Here is an 18,570-nt window from a genome sequence, read left to right on the forward strand (position 1 = left end):
TCTTTCAATGAGTGGGCGAATTAATTTGCTACTCATTGAATAGTTTTACCTAATAAGGTCTAAACTGAATAAATTCAAAACGAGAAGTTTTAATATCGCCTATTTGTTCGGTAATTCTTTCGGTAGTACTGGCAATGCACAAAATGCCAGCGGATTTCAGTTTTTGAACTAAGCGAAAACTAAAAGTCATTTCACCCATTACATGAACAACAGATGGGTCTATTTGACGAATTTTATGTTCATATTCTTCCACTAAAAAATCAAGCGAGGCTGAATCTAAAGCAGGTGAAATTTGTGGGAAAGGCAAGTCTTGTACTTCTTGGTAAAGTTCAATAGCATGGTCATATTGTTTGGCAGACCATTGTTTACTGGGGTGATTGGTGAGATTGAGGAGCATAAATAATTTCTTCGGTATTTTTGATATATGAATTAAGGTTATCTCTAAAAGATTTACTGTTAGCATTAGCAACATAACCAGCATGCTGAATATCATTTCTACTACTTGTGATTTTTGCAAATAAACTAACAAATTGTGTAATTAACGGATTTGTCATAAGTAGATAAACTCTGTCTTTTTCTTTTTTTAGCACAGAGTTCCACTCTGTTTCGGGAATCTGTTTACTAATTACATTTACTAAAGATGAAATAAATATTCTTGATCCTTCATCATAACAATTGTAAAAGTTATCACTGTAATTTGCTTTTAATTGGTCGAGTAAATACGTGATTATACCTTCTTGTAATTGTGTAATACCTTGTTGTATAAGATTATGTTTATAGCACCATTTCGCTGATTCTAACCAAATATGTTGTGTTTGAAGGAGTGGACTTACTTTATTTTTGATAATTTGAAAAAGAGGTTTAAGTGGTTTTATAAATAAGTCAGACGACTCGATATTTTCTATTATAATATTCAAATTAGTCGAATCAAATTCTTTTAGTACTTTACCTCTATTAGTAAAAATATTGGAAATCAACGTATTTAAGATAGACCCTAAACCTTTTAAACTCTTTGATAACTCATCCTTTCCTTGTGTCTGTACTAAAATAGGCTTTACATTTTCATTGGTTAATTCAAAAATACCATCAACAAACCCATAATGATTAAAAATATTGGCTGCTTGTGTCCAGTGTTGAAGCTCAATTAAAGGCAAAAGATTGATAATTGGAGCGTTACGCTCTTCAATAGGCATACTAAGTACTTTTGCTTGAACTCCCAATTTTTCAAAAGCACCATAAAAAACACCTTTCACTGTGATATTTTTTGTTACCTTCAAAAAATCAATTAGCGTTACGCCAAGCATAGGTAAAAACCTAAAGGCGTGAGTTATATCTAAAATCAGTTCATCTCCATTTTCAATAACATTCGATACTGTTTCAAATATTTCCCAAATCTCTTTTTCGGAAAAACCTTCTTTGATTGATAAAGACTGATATTGGGAACTGTTTGAACCTCCTAAAATATTCTTGTAAACTGTTTGCAAACCTATATTAGGCAAGTTGTATTGCTGACTTTTAGTATTCCACTGACCATTATCCAAATAATTCATTTGATGAGCCAGCGATGTTGTAAATGTGAAAATTATATCGTTTTGAGTGAAATCATTACAAAATAACTTTATAATAGCTTCCTGTACATACTTTACATTACTCACTTTTTGTGAAATATCTTTCTCTATAAAATAGTTACAAGGAACATAATTATTAGTCCCCAAAAACGAAATAAAAACTTTACGTCCCATTTTAAAAGTTGAGTTTAGTTAACTGATTAAAACCATATACCGTTGCATCACTACGTTTTTGAAATTGGTCTCCGCCATACACTACATACGAATTGGTAGTAGGATTGATTTTTTTTAGGTAATTCAAACCCTTGAAAAAGTCAGGCTGAATCGTTTTTCCTGATTTAATTTCTATGGCTTCGAGCTGTACACCATTCTGTACCAATAAGTCTATTTCATGTTGTGCAGTATCTCGCCAAAAATAAAACTGTGGTCTTTTCCCACGATTCAATGACTTCTTCATTAACTCAGTTATAACCAGATTTTCAAATAAATTCCCTTTAGAAAAGTGTATGTCTAATTCTTGTATATTTTTGATTCCTAATAGATGAGCCGCTAAACCTGTATCATAAAAATATACTTTTGGGGTACTAACCAAGCGCTTACTAAAGTTTTCAAAATAGGGATTCAATCGAAAAGCCACAAAAGACGTTTCCAAAACCGACATCCAAGCGTTAATCGTTTTGTTATCTAAACCCAATTCTACCCCAAGACTATTCTGATTAAACAACTGTCCAATGCGTCCGGCTAACAGTCGAATAAAACGCTGGAACAAGTCAAGGTTCATTATATTCTTTACTTGTCGTACATCTCGTTCGATATAAGTCTGCAAATAACTATCGTAAAAATCCTCAGAACTAATACTATTCACCAGTTTTCGAGGATAAAAACCTTGTATCAACTGACTTTCCCAATCTTCAGACAAGTAAGCTGTACCTTGTAATTCTTCTACAGCAAAGGGCAATAAATTAAAAATGGCAACACGACCAGCTAAGGACTGTGTGATTTTTTCCATGAGCAAAAAGTTCTGAGAACCTGTCAAAATATATTCACCCATTCGTTGCCGAGCATCTGTATATACCTGCAAATACGAAAATAACTCAGGCACATACTGTACTTCGTCGAGAATAACTCCATTTTGATAGGTTTCCAAAAAACCAACAGGATCTTGTTGAGCAAAAAGTCTATCAGAAGGATTTTCGAGTGATACATACTGGTAATCAGGACGTAAAAGCTTCGTCAAAGTAGTTTTACCAGACTGCCGAGGGCCAGTAATACTTACGATAGGATATTTTCCTAATAGTTCATTTACTTTATGTGCAATGGTACGAGCTATCATTTTATTGTATATTTAGGAATTAAATTCCTAAATATACAATAAAAAACTACAAACTAAAGCTCTCACTCTGCAAAAATGATTTATCAATGAGTTTAACATTAAATGCCTCGGCTCTTTTCTTAAATGTTGCGTCAATTTGATTATTAGTCATTTTAAACAAATTAGTTACAAGATAGGCTTTTACTGTTATGCCAAATCCATTCTTGTTGTCCTTAATGGCAGCTAATTTGTAAACATAATCCTCAAAATCATCTTTATTTAAAATTGTGGTTTTACATTCCAATACGTGAAGTACATTATCTTTTACAAAGGCAATGTCTAATTCATTGTTGGTTTTATCGTTCATAAGCCCTTTTGCAATAAACGGTTCTTGAATATCAAGTTTTTCTTTGATAAAGTGAAAACAATATTCTTCCCACCAGCCACCTGTAAGATATAGAATTTCATCTTTGGTAATTCTATCTTCTAAAGTCAACGAAAAGTTGATTTTACTTAAAAATTCTCGAAGTTCTCTTCGGTAAACCGCATCAATTCTATCAAAAATAATATTGTATTTTTCTTCTCTAATTTTGCGGATAATAGGCTCTTTTGACCATTCGTTCTCAAAAAATACCGTGGTATATTCTCTCGGTTTAGTCATTTTGAAAATACCATATGAGTTGGTAATGGTCGCACCATAAGAACCCAGAAAATCCGCAACATTAATACGATATAAAAGAGGCTCATCTCGTAAACTTGCATCAATGGCTGGATATACCTGACGTAATACATTACTACCCATATTGAGATAGAACATTTTTATCTTAAACGAACTTTGAGAGAAAAATTGAAATACGCCTAACGACATAATTTTATTACCCCCAGTAAGATTCACCAGAAATAAATCATCGTTATTGAATTGTTCACTTATACCTTCAAGTTTGCTCACAATATCACTTATATCATTTTCATCAACTGGCAAATTAATACATTGATTTTCTTCGATATTACATAGATTTTTAATCCATGATAATTCTGTTTGAACCTTGGAGGTTGAAATAAAAATATATTTGTGAATTTGGTTGTCAAACTCTTTTATTGGTAAAATGTTGGGTAAGGTTTGATTCCCAATAATAGAAACAAGATATTTTGTCATTAGCTATTAGTTAATTCATCATACAATTTTTTTGCTCTTTCTTTTCCAAGCCATTGACAAATAGGTATTTGCCATGGATTATCATTAAAGGTCTTATCTTTAAAAGTCTTCCTCGTTTCTTTTTCATCAAAGACCCTTTTTATTGTTTCAATAATAAAGTCTTGAAAGTCATCAGCCTCATCGTTATAGTCATTTTTCAACTTATTTCTTAACTCCTTGAAACTTTTACAAGATGAAAATGGGTTTTTGCCATTTGAATTAGCTATTTTTTTCTTATTTTCAAGTAATTGATGAGCTGATTTGACTTGAATATGTTGAGTTGGATATTTTGCTAAAATATCTTTATCCTCCTTTATTGTTTTAAATTGATTTGTACTTGTTGTTAACATAGGGTGTCTTAGTGTTTCTCCTGAACTTGCCATTGCAAATAGTACTTTGATGCGTTCAGAATTTATTTTTTCATATCCAATTAACTCCTCAAAAGATGCGAGATACTCTAAAAACTCATTTTGTAGTCCTTTAAGTTGAAGTTCTGATATTTTAATTTTCCCATACCCTAATGGCTTTGCCATACCAATATTGTGGAATACTGATTTTTCATTTCCATGAAATGTTAAAGCCGATAATAATGCCCCAATTTCAGCCTTTTTAAGATTATGAAACCTGATTTTTAAAATAAACTCTGTTCCTTCTGCTAAAGGTTTAAAATGTGTAAAAACGTTTGGGTTATTATGTTGCTCGGCTGTGTATCGTACTTCAAAAGCTTGATGATTATTTGGATTTTGTAGAGGGTATCTTTTGTAACCACCTAATGTAGCATCTGAATCTTGATAGGAGTAGTGGCTGCCATTTTTCTTAGGTTGTTGAAGATAAAAAGGAAAGAAAGAAGCTTTAGGCGAACCTAATATTTCTCTTCTTTCAGGTAAAACTGTTGCACTGGTTGCCATTGCATTAGATATAAAAACCCTTCCTTTTAGATTATTATCATCATCTATGTAGCCAAATATTAAGTCTGGTAAATTGACAATTTGTTTTATTATATCTTTGTACTGTCTAATTGGGTTTAGTTCATGGATGCTGTGTTTAAATGGTAATTTATACATGAAAGATAGCCCAAAATGTTTTACAGATTTGCCATCTGTGTTCTTCGTGTAAAAAACAGGGATTTTTTGCTTTTCCTTTAGTTTATCTCTCCACATTTCCCAATCTTTTGAAATATTATTTCTATCATGATCAAGATAAATAAACTTAAAGTCCTTCTTCTGTTGCTCAGTTATTAAAATCGTGGAAGGACTGTTCGAATCAAAAAAAACAAATTCGTGAACCTTTCCAGATTTCTTTTTTTCATCTCTCTTACCTGATTGTCCTGTAAAAACAATAGTTCCTACATTTCCTAAGCTATCAGCTTGTGCAAACTTTCCTTTAGCAAAAGTTTGAAACCTATGTGTCAAAGACTTGCCTTCACAAATTTGATATTTAGACTTTGCAGTTTTATCTCTTGGAGTGGATAAATACGTATTTTTAAACGTAGTGTTCAGAATCTTATCAACATCGGTCTGATTAATCAAAGCAAAGTTTTCACATTCTTCGATAATCCAGTTCCCTTCAAAATCTTCAAAAAGCCAGCCCGCTTGAACATCAGAGCTTTTGTACGAACGCATATATTCACTACCATTTGTCAAATCTCTAAAAGCATATCTATCATTATCCACCTGCTTCATTCTCGAAAAGCTCATAATCTCCAACACATTCCGCAACATTCCTTTGATAGAAGTAGCAGGGATAAAGTAGCGTTTGTTCGCTCCTTCACCAATATTAGAAAACTCGTTTTCTTCTGCATCTTTGGCGTGTCCATTCCTAATAAAAATCGGGGTTTCAGCCGTAATCTTTAGGATAATTTCGCCACTTTCCCCATCAGAAAATGGAATATCATGGCTAACTTGGTTAGCCCATTCGGGTTTATACACTTCGCTTTCCTTAGGAGCGGGTACAAAATTATAGGGTGATTTTACTTCTGCCATTTCCTTAATTCTTTTCGGTTGAATACTTAAAACCTGTAAAAATGAGTGCTTTCATGGTCATTACTTCCATCTTTTCACAAAGTTCATCTTCTTCTGGAATCCATAATTGTTTAAAGCAAACGTGTTTTACTTTATCTCCTAAGCGGTAAGGTAAATAGACTTTTTCTTCCAATTCATGTCCTGTAGGTAGTTCTTTTAATTTAAACTCTTGAATATGATACTTACCTGTATGACGTACCATGATAGAAATTTTTTCTTCTTCATTCCAAAGTAAGGCTTCTATGACAAATGGATTTTCTTTGGTGTCTTCAAAAGAATATTCTTTTTGAATGAGAGGTACAGGCTCTTTTTGGTCTGAGAACCAAACATAACCATCATATTTTCTTTTAGGTATATCAGTTATTGCTTTCATAGTCAAAAATTGTTTGAGTGTCTTTTAATACTTTTCCTGTAAAAATTCCATGTCCTTTAGTCGTCATACCACCCAAAGGAAGTAAGCCTTTGCATACATCTTTTAGCGTTTCTTCAAAAGCTTCTTTAATCTTATCTTCTTTGTCATAGTCCAGATAAACTGTAAATTCAAATGATGTTTCTTTCTCCTTGAAGTAAGATACTTTTTCACTAAACAATGCACCGTCTAAAGCTCCTCCAGTAAATCTATCAATCGCTACATGATTAAAGATTTTGTCGCTTTTCACCTTTTCATCGGAATAATAAACATCATTGATAATTACTTTCCCTCTTTGTCCTTCTTTGCCCTCAGCTTCGTAGCCAAATAAGACTTTTACAGCTTCGTTACCTTTACCTTTAGTTCCTTTACCTTCATCTATAAATTGTTTCTCAATCTTATTGTAATGAAAAGCTGTTCTATGCGACAAAGCTCCTTTGATAGATGATGCGGGTATAAGGATTTGTTTTTTAAACTCAATCGTACCATTTTTGTACATGGCAATTTCTTCAGTAACAGGCTTATTATCAGCTTCATTGTCGCCAAAGCCTTCACTAAAAATAAAGAAACTATCATCAGGTTTTAAGATTAGCTTGTATTCTGTCAAATTTGAATCATCGCTTTTTATTTTATTTGACGTAAATCCTTCGTTTTTATGATTAAATGAAGGGTCAAAATTAAGATAGGCTTCAAAGTCACTTGGACTATTCAAATCATACACTCTTTGTTTAAGGCTGTAAATGTTGAGCTGTCCATAACCGTTTCTTGTACCTTGTCCAATCCTAAAGAGTGGACTTGACAAATTAGCTAAAATAGCATCCCAATGTTTTTTATCTTCATTGTTGCCTTTGAGTTCCAATTCAAAAATAAAGCATGTGCCTTTATAGACGATTTCATTATCGAAAAGCCCATTTTTTTCTGCAACACCTCTATCATTGATTCTTACGTGCTGGCGTGAAGGTAAGTTGGTGTATTTGTCAAGTATATTTTGTGGAATATTTGCCGTTAATCCTTCCGCTACCTCATTTTCATTAATGAGCATATAAGCAGAACTGATTTTTAGGCGTGAGCCAAAACCATCTGGAGCATTTTTCTTATTGTCTTTTGTTTTATAATAGCTCTCAAATGCTTTTTTCTCTTCTTTATCAAAAAACTGGTATCCCCAAAGGTTAATCAAAAACTCCTTATGCTCATCAAAAGTATCGAAAGTAACATTATCTAAAAATGAATGCCTAAGTACTCCGAACAAAGAAGTTCCTTGAATCATTGGTAAACCATGAATATCTTTCTGAACCAAAGCGTCTTTCAATAAAGAGGCTTCGCCAGAACCAACAAATAAGCCCGTTTCTGCTTCTAAAACAATACGAGCAATATATTTATGTGTAAAAGCCATCTTATTTTTCATTTGATTTTGTGGCTACTTTTGCCATTTCCGCTGAATATTTTGCTAAAAAGCTTGTACCATGCTCAATATTTCTTTCAAAAGTCTGACGCAATGTTTCCCTATTCCTATCTTTATCCCAATATTTTTCTGCCGAAACACCATGAGTTAGAAAGTCTTCAAAGAGGTTAGTTCGTAACTCTTCTACATTTTTAGCTTTAGTTGCATAAGCCCTGACACCTCCCCATTGACTTGAAGAAATTTCCTTTAAACCTTTTGTCGCAGAATCTAATTCTAATTGTACAGCCTTAGAAATAGCTAAATCGTTCTCTTTTTGCCCTTTTAGTTCATTTAGAAACTTACCTAAATTAGTTTGAGGTTCTCGTGGCGTACTCTCTCCTTTATTATCAGGATTGTTGGGTTCATTAAATAGTTCAAACTCCCATTCGCCAGTACTTTGATTCCCTTTCAGAAACTTAGGATTATAAATCACTCGCCCTAAACCTTCGGCTTGGTATTCGCCAACGCTATTCGTTTTTTCCTCGGGAGCTACTGCATCTTTAATATAGAAAACAGAACCTTTCAAAATGCAATCCCTTTGTGTATTGGGTGTATTTCTAATGCCATTCCAAGGCGAATAAGCATAAGTACGGATTTGAGATTTTTTCCAACAGATTTCACCACCACTAAGTCCTAAATCTTTAGGCTCAGGTTGAAAAGTCGTTTGTCCAAATTCATTGAAAAAGCAAAGATTACTTTCTGCATAAACGATGGTATAATCTGTATTAGGAATAGAGTCAATTCTTTTAGGTGCTTGTTCGTTCTTGAATTTTTCAATACAAACCTGCCCAAATTGAGCTGTTTTAGACTTGCCAATACGTTTTTCCCCCAAAAGAAAATTCTCTACAATTTGCTGATATTCAGCATTATGATAACGTACCGAAAAAACATATACTTGACCAGCTTTTAAAGATTCAAAGCCAAACATGGCTCCATCTTTTGAACGTCTTTCTTCTCTATCCTGAGCAGATTTTAAAGCAAAGTTCTTTTCTGGGCTTTTCAAGATATGTCCTGATGGAGTTAAATAACCGCTTCTTTCTTGCTTTAACTGAATACCCTTTTCTCTGAAATTGTCAAAATGACTTTTTTCCAGTAGATGATGCACCCATGCTTTTGTTTTGTCTAACTTATCTTTAAATAGCGAAAAAGGCATGGCATAGCTAACTTCTTTACCATCTAAAGAAATATGAGCATCGCCGAATGATACATCTCCAGCGTGTAAGATTTTATATGCCTTTCCTTCCTGATTTTTATATATCTCATTAGCTACAACACCTAAGAAGTTACTTCCTGCGATATAGTCTAAAGTCGTCATATTTCCTTCGGTTGCCATCTTGTTGTTCAAAACAACATCACTCAGAAGTTTACAGGTATAATATTGTTCTTTCATAGTTTAATTCGATTTTGGAGTAATTTCAACAAACTTACATCTACCTAATCCTCGGTTGCGGTTTACACCCAAATGCCTAACCCATTTGAGGGCTTTGGTCAATAAATCAATCTGTTCTTTAGAAGCAATTCTCGTTATTTTACCTTCCAAAGTAATGGGAATACAAACCTCCATTACTCTTAAAGAGCTTTCTTTTGCCGTGCCATTTGCTTTGATTTGCGTTGAAGCAATATTGCGGTATAAGAAATCACTGAGGGTAGGAATAATGTCGTCTCGTTCATCTTTTGAAAGCGTAGCATTAGAGAAAAAAGCAATGCCACTTTTTGTTTCTATGACCTTTTGGGTCTTTTCATCTTTGATTTCGTAACCCAATAACTCATTAATATATGTTCTATCTTTTGCATTGAGTTTTACTTCATGGATTTCCTCCAAAGCCTCTTTTAATAAGCCCTTTATTGTCTTACCAGCAATGTAAGGTAAATTACGGTCATCTTTGATAACCGTTGCATCAGCTTCTGCCCCGCCCGACAAACCCGAACCGCTATGCCAATCGCTTAGAAATGTTATTTTATAAGTCAGTTCCATTTTTAGTATTTTAAGGTATGAAGTTGGATTACGTCGTAGATGATGGTTTTATCACGCTGTTTTTCATTATCTAAATCAAGTTTACTATAAAAGTCAGCATTCACTACTTTCATTCTATCCAGCATAAAATTTGCCGTTGTTGGGTCTTTATACAGTTCTGAAATCCATTGGCGAAGTTTAGATACCGCTTTTGATTTGTCCTTTTTGGGGTCGGCTTCATCAGCTAATACTTTCAACTTGTTTTTAAGCATATCTACGCTCGCCTTTCCTTCTTGAGCATGAATCAAATAAGGGCCATAATCAAAACTTACCTTTGAAACATCAGCCGTAAGTGTTTTTTCAGTCATATCCTCTAAACTTTCAATAAATGAAGATTGAACTTTGTAGAAAGCAATACTTGAAGGAGGAATAGGTTTTCCATCTTTTTTAGAAAACTTCTTTGCCTTACCAGTAAGCAATTCAGCTAAATGTACGCCATAATGAAATGGATATTTTTCTTTAATATAGGCAATACCTGCACAGGCGGTAATGCCGTTTTCAAAACCATCAACCTTGTATTCAGTCTTTAAAAAAGTAAACCCATTTTCGGTTTCTTTTTCAAATGCTTTTAAAAACTCAATCGTAAAATTTAAAGCTAAATCTGCACGGATAATGACTGTTAGATCATCACCACCAAGGATTACGGGACGGATAGGGTACTTATACTTAGTTAAATCGACTTTAATAATATTTTCAAAAGCGATCTGTGCTGCCTTTTTTGTAGCAATGTCAAGACTTTTAGAAAAAGTTGAAAAAGCTTTTTTTACCTTCTCTTCTGACAACTTATTTTCTTTGAGTTTTTTCCCAAGTGTTTGTAAAAGAATACCTAAAGCATTCCCGTCTGCATGAATAATAGCCAACCAAGAATTACTTCCACTTTCAGTTATTTTTTCAATGTCTAAAGGAATTTGTTCAGCATTTACCTTATCTATTCCTGAAACACTTTTGAATACTTGAGTTTTTTCAGAAAACGCTATTTTAGCCTTTGTAGCACTACAAATAATTTCATCATTTTCTACAACAACAGCCACACCACCAGCACTTCTATCTCTTTCTATGCCCATAAAGCCTGTCTCAATGGGCATCGCAACTTTGCTCCTTTGTGCTTTTAGTTGTTGTTCCAAACAATCTATATCTTTGGGTAAATCGCCTGAGAGTGGGACAACTGCCTGACTGATTGTAATGCCTGGGGCAAAATCCATAATCACTTTTGGAAAGATTCTAACTAAATGTTCACACTTAGTTTTATCTTCAAAAATATATTTAATATTACCTGCTGCATTGATGATTAGGTTTGGAATGTTTCCATTAGTGTCTCTTACACTACTATCAATATTAGCTACTTCAAAAAACTTTGTTGTACAAATCTGTTCTACCAACTCACTTGCACCAACAATTTCTTTGAGTTTGTTTGTTTGAAAAATAAAGCCCTGTATGCCTTGCACACTGGCTCCGTATAGGTATGCCATAATTATTATCTATTTTTTATCTGTGAAACCGTTCCAAAGCCCAAGCTTACGCCTTTGCCGAGTCCAACGAAGTCGGGGAGGAAGGCATTTGTCCGAAAGCGGATGTCGAAGGCTAAGAGTTTTTGTTGTTTGTAGGGTACTATTTTTGATTTTAATACTTCGTCAATACGTAATGAAATGGGCTTGTCCACATCCCATTTGACTCCTTTGGCAAATGAAATGATATTGGCCTTCAGTACATTTTCTAAAAATTCTATCCGCAGTAAATCATCTTGGATTGCCTGATACTTCTCATAGTTTTCTTGATTGAGTGCCAGCCAATTATACAGCAGATAGTCAAAAGACTTTTCCCAAATCTGTAAATTGTACTGTTGCATTTGTAGGTTTTTGACCACCAAATTCACAGGACGTTGACCAATCATAATACTGAGATTTTGATTGTTGAATAAGTGTTGAATTTCATCAACGCCATAGTCGATACAAACAATCGCTGGGTTTTTACCAATGCGTTTGTATTGGATAACTGGATAACCATATAGGTACTCACGATCGTTGAGATGGTTATGGAAAATGATATGCTCGTTACCAGCTTTGGCGATTACGCCCCCTCTGAATGCTGGGATTTCGTAGGCCTCTATATTGGTGTCGAACTGTATTCTTAGTAATCTAATTTTCGGCATTATAGTTTTTGTAAATGTTTAGTGGCACAAAGAAAATGGTATAAAGTGTAATCTATTTGCACTTTTGAATTATCAGTCAATTCTAATTTGAAAATCAGCTTTAAAATAAAGAGAAGCACATATTTTTATGCGAATTGTAAGTACAAGAAGTAAGTTTGTAAAAATATCTTAAAATAATAAATAGACTTCATTACAATGATTATACATTACAAAGTAAAAATATAATTATTTTTAATAAAAGTATCAGGTATTTATACCTGTTTTAACTAATCTGATTTATTATTTTTATATAGAATAAATTGTTCGTTCCGAAGTTATTGAATTCAAACATAGATCAAAATGAATCCGAATAATTTATTGAATAAAAATCTTCAAAATGCCCAAGAATCTTATCTCCAATTTTTTGTTTAATTAAACCTAATCTTCACGACATATTTCTTTTTTAGTGCTTGGTAAATATAATTCTATTTTAATATACAGAATAACTTTCGTTTTCGAGATACAATTTTTGAAATGTAATAAATCGTTTGGTTTATCTTCAAGCATCTGATGCATTTCACTAAAAAACTTATCTGTCTAATCCTGCATTGAAAATCGTTGCCAATCAAATATCGCTTTTATAATTCCATAAAAAAATGATGAGCTGGTTAGAGATAAAATAATCCATTGAGATTTAAAATACAACCTTTGCTTCCATCAATCTCTCATCAAAGGTTTTAATAATATATCCCAAATCTTTTGCTTCAGGATTTAGCCAATCTTGATAATGCTCTTTTGGAATAATCAGTGGCATTCGCTTTTCAGTTTTTTGATTATTTTTTTGTATCTCAGCAATTAGAGGATTTGCTGGGACTGTAATAATGGCAAACGACCTAATGTAACTACCCTGCTTTTGAGGATTCTTCCAAAAACTCCAAATTCCGCCGATTGCAAAACAATCTTCATCCTTTAATCTTAATATATAATTGATGCTGTTTTCTTTCTTATTTTCTGTTTTTTTTTCGTAAAATCCGTCAACAATAACTAAGCACCGTCTATTAACAGAATCTTTGTAAGAAGCAAGCTCACTAATTGATTCAGCTCTAGCAATTAGAGTTTTTTTTCTAATAGTTTTTGCTTTTTCAATTGATGCCCAATGAGGTATTAAACCCCAATAAACATTCGCAATTAATCTAGGGTTATCATTCATGATTATTGGAGTTCTTGGATTATCAAATCCATTTACCAATAATTTTGGCTCATACTCTGTACCTTCATAGAATTCAGCCTTAAAGGCTAATTCTAACTTCTCTTTCTTACTGTTGAGTAGTGTGTAATAGCACATATCATTTTTATTAAATTATACTTATTCCATTCGTGGGTCAACTATAAATGGCAATTTTTGCATCCAATTTATTTGAATGGAGCAATGACCATACTCGACACAAACTTTTCCTTTTAAATGATAAACTCCTTTCCCTCTAAACGGATACATCTTTGTAGCATTAGGGAAGTGAACTGTATCAAAAAATTCTCCTTGTTCATCAACCCAATACCCAAAAAACATTCGTTCACCTTTTTTGGTCCTTGTTGGTTTTAGACTAACTAAATAGCCCAAAATTTCAATAACTTTCCCGATTCCAGTTGACAAATTACTCGCAAAATATTCACAATTTGGCTTTTGAAAAACTAATAAAAATGGCTTTTGCAAAGTAAATCCAAGAAGTTCAAATTCATCATAAATGTCTTCAGCAGGATGATGATAGAGTGATGGTAATTGATAATGTACGTCTTCTACATAAAATAATTCTGAAGTTTGCAATGTGTTCTTTTTGTTTACTTTAAAATGTGTTTCCCAAAGCAGTTCTTTTTTTGAATATCCAAACATTCTAAATGCTGAAATCCTAATCAAAATAATCATTTGCTCAAGTCCGATATAAACTCTTTTACAGAAATCATCAAAAGAGCTAAATGGTCTAATATTGCGTTGCCCAATTATTTGATTGATTGTTATCTTTTCAAGCCCTTTGACATGTATGAAGCCTAAAGTAATAATATTACCTTTTAAGTCTGTCAGTAAATTGCTACCATTAATATCTGGTAGCTCAATTATCGCACCTACTCTTTTTGCTTCATGTATATAAAACTCCGTTTCATAAAAGCCACCGAAGTTATTTATAACACCAACCATAAACTCATGAGGGAAATATGTTTTTAAGTAAAGGCTTTGATAACTTTCGACAGCATAGCTTGCAGAATGTGCTTTTGAAAAGCTATAACCAGCAAAGCTTTGTATTTGCCTCCAAACTTCTTTAGCAATATCATCATCGTACCCAAATCTTTTACAATTCTCAAAATACTGTTCAACTATTTTATCGAATTCTAACCTCGAACGATATTTTCCAGACATTCCTCGCCTAAGTACATCAGCTTGAGCTAATGATAAACCTCCGAAACTATGAGCAACCTTTATCACATCCTCTTGATAAACCATTACACCATAGGTTTCAAATAACAGTTCTTCCATTTTTGGATGAATATATTCTACAGTCTCTGGATTGAGGTGTCGTTTTATAAAAGTTCCCATCATTCCTGAACTGGCAACACCAGGTCTAATAATTGAACTAGCGGCTACTAATGTAATGTAGTCTTCACATTTTAACTTCCAAATGAGTTGTCGCATGGCAGGAGATTCAATATAGAAACACCCCATTGTTTCATGCTTTTTGAGTTGATTTTTGATGTTTTCATCATCTTTGAAATCCTGTATCGCATGGATATCAATACTAATTCTCTTATTTTTCCACACTAAATCTACTGTATCTTTAATGTGCCCTAAACCTCTTTGAGAGAGAACATCAAACTTTGCAAAACCAATATCCTCACATGTGTACATGTCAAATTCACCTATTACAAAACCTTTTGGCATAGCTAACAATGATGTGTAATTTGTTAGTTTTTCTTCACTTATTAAGATACCCCCTGCATGAATACTTAAATAGTTAGGAAAATCTTCCATTAGCTTGCCATATCTAAGAATAAGTCTTGTGTATGAATTTGATGGGTTTTCTCTATAACTACTTACCAATTCATCTATCTCATGTTTGGGAAGCCCGAAAACCTTTCCGAGTTCTCTGCATGCAGATGAATAATGAAAGGTTACATGAGTTGCAAGTAAACATACATAATCAGCACCATATCGTTTAAACGTGTAGTCGATTATCTCATCTCTTTCATCCCAACTAAAATCCAAGTCGAAGTCTGGGGGAGAGGTTCTACTTGGATTAATAAACCTTTCAAAATATAAATCAAGTAAAATAGGGTCAACATCGGTTATCTCTAAACAATAAGCAACGATTGAATTTGCTCCTGAGCCTCTACCTATGTGGAAGTACCCCCTACTGCGTGCATATTTTATAATATCCCATGTTATAAGGAAATAGCTACAAAAATCAAGTTGGTCGATTATTCTAAGTTCATTATCAATTCTTGATTGAGCCTCCTTATTATTTACACCGTACCTTTTAATCAAACCATCTTTAGTAAGTTTTCTCAGTAATTCAAGGTCATCTGCTTTAGAAGTGGTATAGAATTTTTTATTTTTAGGAGTATCGAATTTGAAAATAAAATCACATTTTGATATTAGCTTTTTAGAGTTTTCAACAAGCTCTGGATAGTTTTTAAAATGGTTTATCAGTTCGTCTGGAGTAACAAAATATTCATGTTCTTTTGCTTCCTTTGATTTTGGGAGTTTACTAAGCAAGCAATTACCATCAACAGCACGTAGTAAACGATGAAGGTTATAACCTAATTTATCTAAAAAAGTTACAGGATGAATTACCACAAATTTCTTGTAGTCATATTTATAAAGTTGATGTATTTCGTGTAGTTGAACACCAATAAACTCATTCTCATTTAACACAAATTCATTACATTCTAAAGGATAAATTGTACAAACATTTAAAAAAGAAGGAACACGGTTGGGGAATGGCTCTTTTGAAAGATTATATTTATTTCTGAACTCATTTATTTCACTTAGACCTTCTTGATTCTTTGCTAAACAGATAAATTGTAGCTTGTCGTCAACCCTAAACTCAACCCCCACAACAGGCTCAATGCCTCTTTTTTTACAAAGCGATACAAAATCAAAAATTGCTGAAGTACTATTTATATCAGTTAGTGCGATTTTTTTAATCCCTAATTTAACAGCAGTTTCAACTAATAACTCTATCGAAATAGTACCATACCGAAGGCTAAAATATGTATGACAGTTTAAGTACATTAATTACTCAGGTTTTCTTTTGTTTAAATCGAAGTTAAAAGCTCTTCCTATTGAATCAGTCCCATATCTGTTTTTAATGTTATCTATTGCTCCATATAAGCTAGCCAATTTAGCACTGTTGTCATAGAGTGAAAGTTGTTGTTGCCCACGTACTAATTTAGATGCCCTAATCCCAATAAGTCGTATCAATATTCTTCTATCAAATAACTTTTTAAATAGTTCAATGGCATGATGTATTAAGTCATGGTCTGCTGAAATTGGAGCTACATTTATTTGTCTTGTTAATGTATCAAAATTGCTATATCTAATTTTAAGTGTAATACAGCAAGTACAAAAACCAGATTCTCGTAAATCATAGCCCAGTTCCTCTGCCAATTTGCTAATCAATCTGGATAAAAAAACAATATCAATTGTATCCTTTTCCAAGGTTATTTCTTTCGACTTTGATTTTTGTTCAGAATAAGGAATAACCGGTGTATCATCTATTCCATTTGCTCTTTCCCATAATAGCTTTCCAGTTTTGCCAAAAGTGTTTTGAAGTAGTTTAACTGGCATTTGGCTTAAGGTATCAACGGTCAGAATACCCATATTTCTCAATGTTTGGGTAGTAACTGAGCCACAAAAGGGAAGTTTAGAAACTGACAGTGGAGCTAAATAGCTTTTTTCATCTCCCTGTAATATTTGAATTTGACGAGCTGGCTTTACTTCATTAGTGGCCACCTTTGAAACGGTTTTATTGGTTGCTAATGCCATCGATATTGACAAACCCGTTTCGGTAATAATCTTTTGTCTTAATTCTGAAGCAAATTTCCATGTACCCAAAAAACGTTCAAAACCTGTTAGGTCGGCATAAAATTCATCTATTGAAGATTTTTCAACGATGGGAGCACTTTCATAAATAATGTCCGTAACCATTGATGAATACTGTGAATAAGCTTCATAATCTCCTCTCAAAACAACAGCATCCGTACATAATTGACGAGCCATTCTCATAGGCATAGCTGAGCGAACCCCAAAAGTACGAGCCTCATAACTACATGCACTTACAACACCTCTATCTGAAAGACCACCAACAATGACAGGTTTGCCATTAAGCTTTGAATCTCGCAACCTTTCCACAGCTACGAAAAAGCAATCCAAGTCCATGTGGACAATAGCTTTATCAATCATTACTTCTTATTATTTTGAATACAAATATTATTCATTTTTAATCATAATGCCAAACAAAATAAATAATAATATTATTCAAAATAAATAAAATGGCTTATTTGAATAAAGAATGTATTCAAAATCGAATAAATTGAAATACCTTAAAATGAGAAAAGCCCATCAATTGATGGGCTTTTAATGCTTGAGAAATAATAGTTTAGGCAAAGTGAAAACGATATTTATAGAATTATGTAGTTTTTATGCCAAAAAGATTGATGAATATGATTTTTTAGTCCATCATGAATTGAATTCACCAAAGAGTAAAAGTTAGACCATACTTTGTGTCCAAGTTTTTAGCGACTGTATTTAAAGCATATAAGCTTCCTATCTGATAGATTTTCAAATAAAACCGTTTCAAATTTACATTTTTAGCATATGAATACCTGATTTATAAATTAAAACGAATATATTATTTCCTTTTAATTGCTATTGGAATAGTGAAAAAATCAGATCCCTTTTTTGTTATTTTAAAAAAGTTGATTAACTTTATATCAATAGGTGTAGAACTATTAACTAAAATAGCCTAAGGGATTTTCCCTTAGGCTATTTCTTTATAATTGTCTTCAAAGATTAAAATCCCTTTCAAAGAATGTAAATCTTGTTACAAAATTGGCACGTTCAATCAAAATGTTCATTAAATAGTTATTGATTTTATATAAGGTCTTAAAATCATATAATATATCTCTTAAAGAAGATATATTATATGATTTTTTATTAATCAGACATCCAATGAATAAAACTATAATCATAAAAAATAGTATAAATAGTTGATAATCAATAGTATTTTAATGAAATACTTTATTCTATTATGATTTTATTAAATATTTTATTTCATTTACTGGAGAAATATTTTAATTATTGATTCGTAAGAAATTTCATAGCTCACAAATTCATAGTTGATGCTTGACACGGATTATGCGTTTACCTCTCTATCTGCTTTGATATATCCATGAATTATTGATTGCCTAGAGGGTATTAAAATACTTACCTG

At 32.7% G+C, this 18,570-nt stretch carries 14 protein-coding genes; all 14 read right to left on the reverse strand.

The annotated features are described in order from the left end of the window. Window positions 1-49: 49 nt before the first annotated feature. Entirely contained in the window at window positions 50-397 is a 348-nt protein-coding gene (locus VB776_RS07785) for a hypothetical protein (RefSeq protein WP_323327721.1), read from the reverse strand. Next, window positions 366-1,742: a TIGR02221 family CRISPR-associated protein gene (csx2, locus tag VB776_RS07790; RefSeq protein ID WP_323327723.1), complete on the reverse strand. Its 1,377-nt coding sequence runs from the start codon at window positions 1,740-1,742 to the stop codon at window positions 366-368. The genes VB776_RS07785 and csx2 overlap by 32 nt, the downstream gene beginning before the upstream one ends. 1 nt (window position 1,743) lies before the next feature. Then, window positions 1,744-2,901 carry an ATP-binding protein gene (locus tag VB776_RS07795; RefSeq protein WP_323327725.1) on the reverse strand — a complete coding sequence of 386 codons (1,158 nt, stop codon included), beginning with the start codon at window positions 2,899-2,901 and terminating at the stop codon, window positions 1,744-1,746. A gap of 46 nt (window positions 2,902-2,947) precedes the next feature. Beyond that, window positions 2,948-4,036, reverse strand: coding sequence for a Card1-like endonuclease domain-containing protein (locus tag VB776_RS07800; protein WP_323327727.1), 1,089 nt, complete (start codon window positions 4,034-4,036; stop codon window positions 2,948-2,950). Further along, window positions 4,036-6,057: a TIGR03986 family type III CRISPR-associated RAMP protein gene (locus tag VB776_RS07805; RefSeq protein ID WP_323327729.1), complete on the reverse strand. Its 2,022-nt coding sequence runs from the start codon at window positions 6,055-6,057 to the stop codon at window positions 4,036-4,038. The genes VB776_RS07800 and VB776_RS07805 overlap by 1 nt, the downstream gene beginning before the upstream one ends. A 4-nt stretch (window positions 6,058-6,061) precedes the next feature. Further along, entirely contained in the window at window positions 6,062-6,469 is a 408-nt protein-coding gene (locus VB776_RS07810; RefSeq protein WP_323327731.1) for a TIGR04423 family type III CRISPR-associated protein, read from the reverse strand. Continuing rightward, window positions 6,453-7,910, reverse strand: coding sequence for an RAMP superfamily CRISPR-associated protein (locus VB776_RS07815; protein WP_323327733.1), 1,458 nt, complete (start codon window positions 7,908-7,910; stop codon window positions 6,453-6,455). Before VB776_RS07815 ends, VB776_RS07810 begins: the two co-directional genes overlap by 17 nt. Continuing rightward, window positions 7,900-9,336, reverse strand: a complete 1,437-nt coding sequence (locus tag VB776_RS07820) for a hypothetical protein (protein WP_323327735.1) — start codon at window positions 9,334-9,336, stop codon at window positions 7,900-7,902. The genes VB776_RS07815 and VB776_RS07820 overlap by 11 nt, the downstream gene beginning before the upstream one ends. A gap of 3 nt (window positions 9,337-9,339) precedes the next feature. Beyond that, entirely contained in the window at window positions 9,340-9,921 is a 582-nt protein-coding gene (locus tag VB776_RS07825) for an RAMP superfamily CRISPR-associated protein (RefSeq protein WP_323327737.1), read from the reverse strand. Window positions 9,922-9,923: 2 nt separating this feature from the next. Beyond that, entirely contained in the window at window positions 9,924-11,429 is a 1,506-nt protein-coding gene (locus VB776_RS07830; RefSeq protein WP_323327739.1) for a Cas10/Cmr2 second palm domain-containing protein, read from the reverse strand. Between the two features lie 5 nt (window positions 11,430-11,434). Next, complete coding sequence (locus tag VB776_RS07835; protein ID WP_323327741.1) at window positions 11,435-12,109, reverse strand: CRISPR-associated endonuclease Cas6; 675 nt, start codon at window positions 12,107-12,109, stop codon at window positions 11,435-11,437. Window positions 12,110-12,782: 673 nt separating this feature from the next. Next, window positions 12,783-13,433, reverse strand: a complete 651-nt coding sequence (locus VB776_RS07840; protein ID WP_323327743.1) for an SOS response-associated peptidase — start codon at window positions 13,431-13,433, stop codon at window positions 12,783-12,785. 21 nt (window positions 13,434-13,454) lie between these two features. Next, window positions 13,455-16,370 carry a DNA polymerase III subunit alpha gene (locus VB776_RS07845; protein ID WP_323327746.1) on the reverse strand — a complete coding sequence of 972 codons (2,916 nt, stop codon included), beginning with the start codon at window positions 16,368-16,370 and terminating at the stop codon, window positions 13,455-13,457. 3 nt (window positions 16,371-16,373) lie between these two features. Then, window positions 16,374-17,540 (reverse strand): DNA polymerase IV, encoded by a 1,167-nt coding sequence (dinB, locus tag VB776_RS07850; RefSeq protein WP_309922114.1) that lies wholly within the window; start codon window positions 17,538-17,540, stop codon window positions 16,374-16,376. Window positions 17,541-18,570 lie beyond the last annotated feature (1,030 nt).

Origin of the sequence: Arcicella gelida (assembly GCF_034931025.1) — a bacterium.
Taxonomy (GTDB): domain Bacteria; phylum Bacteroidota; class Bacteroidia; order Cytophagales; family Spirosomataceae; genus Arcicella; species Arcicella gelida.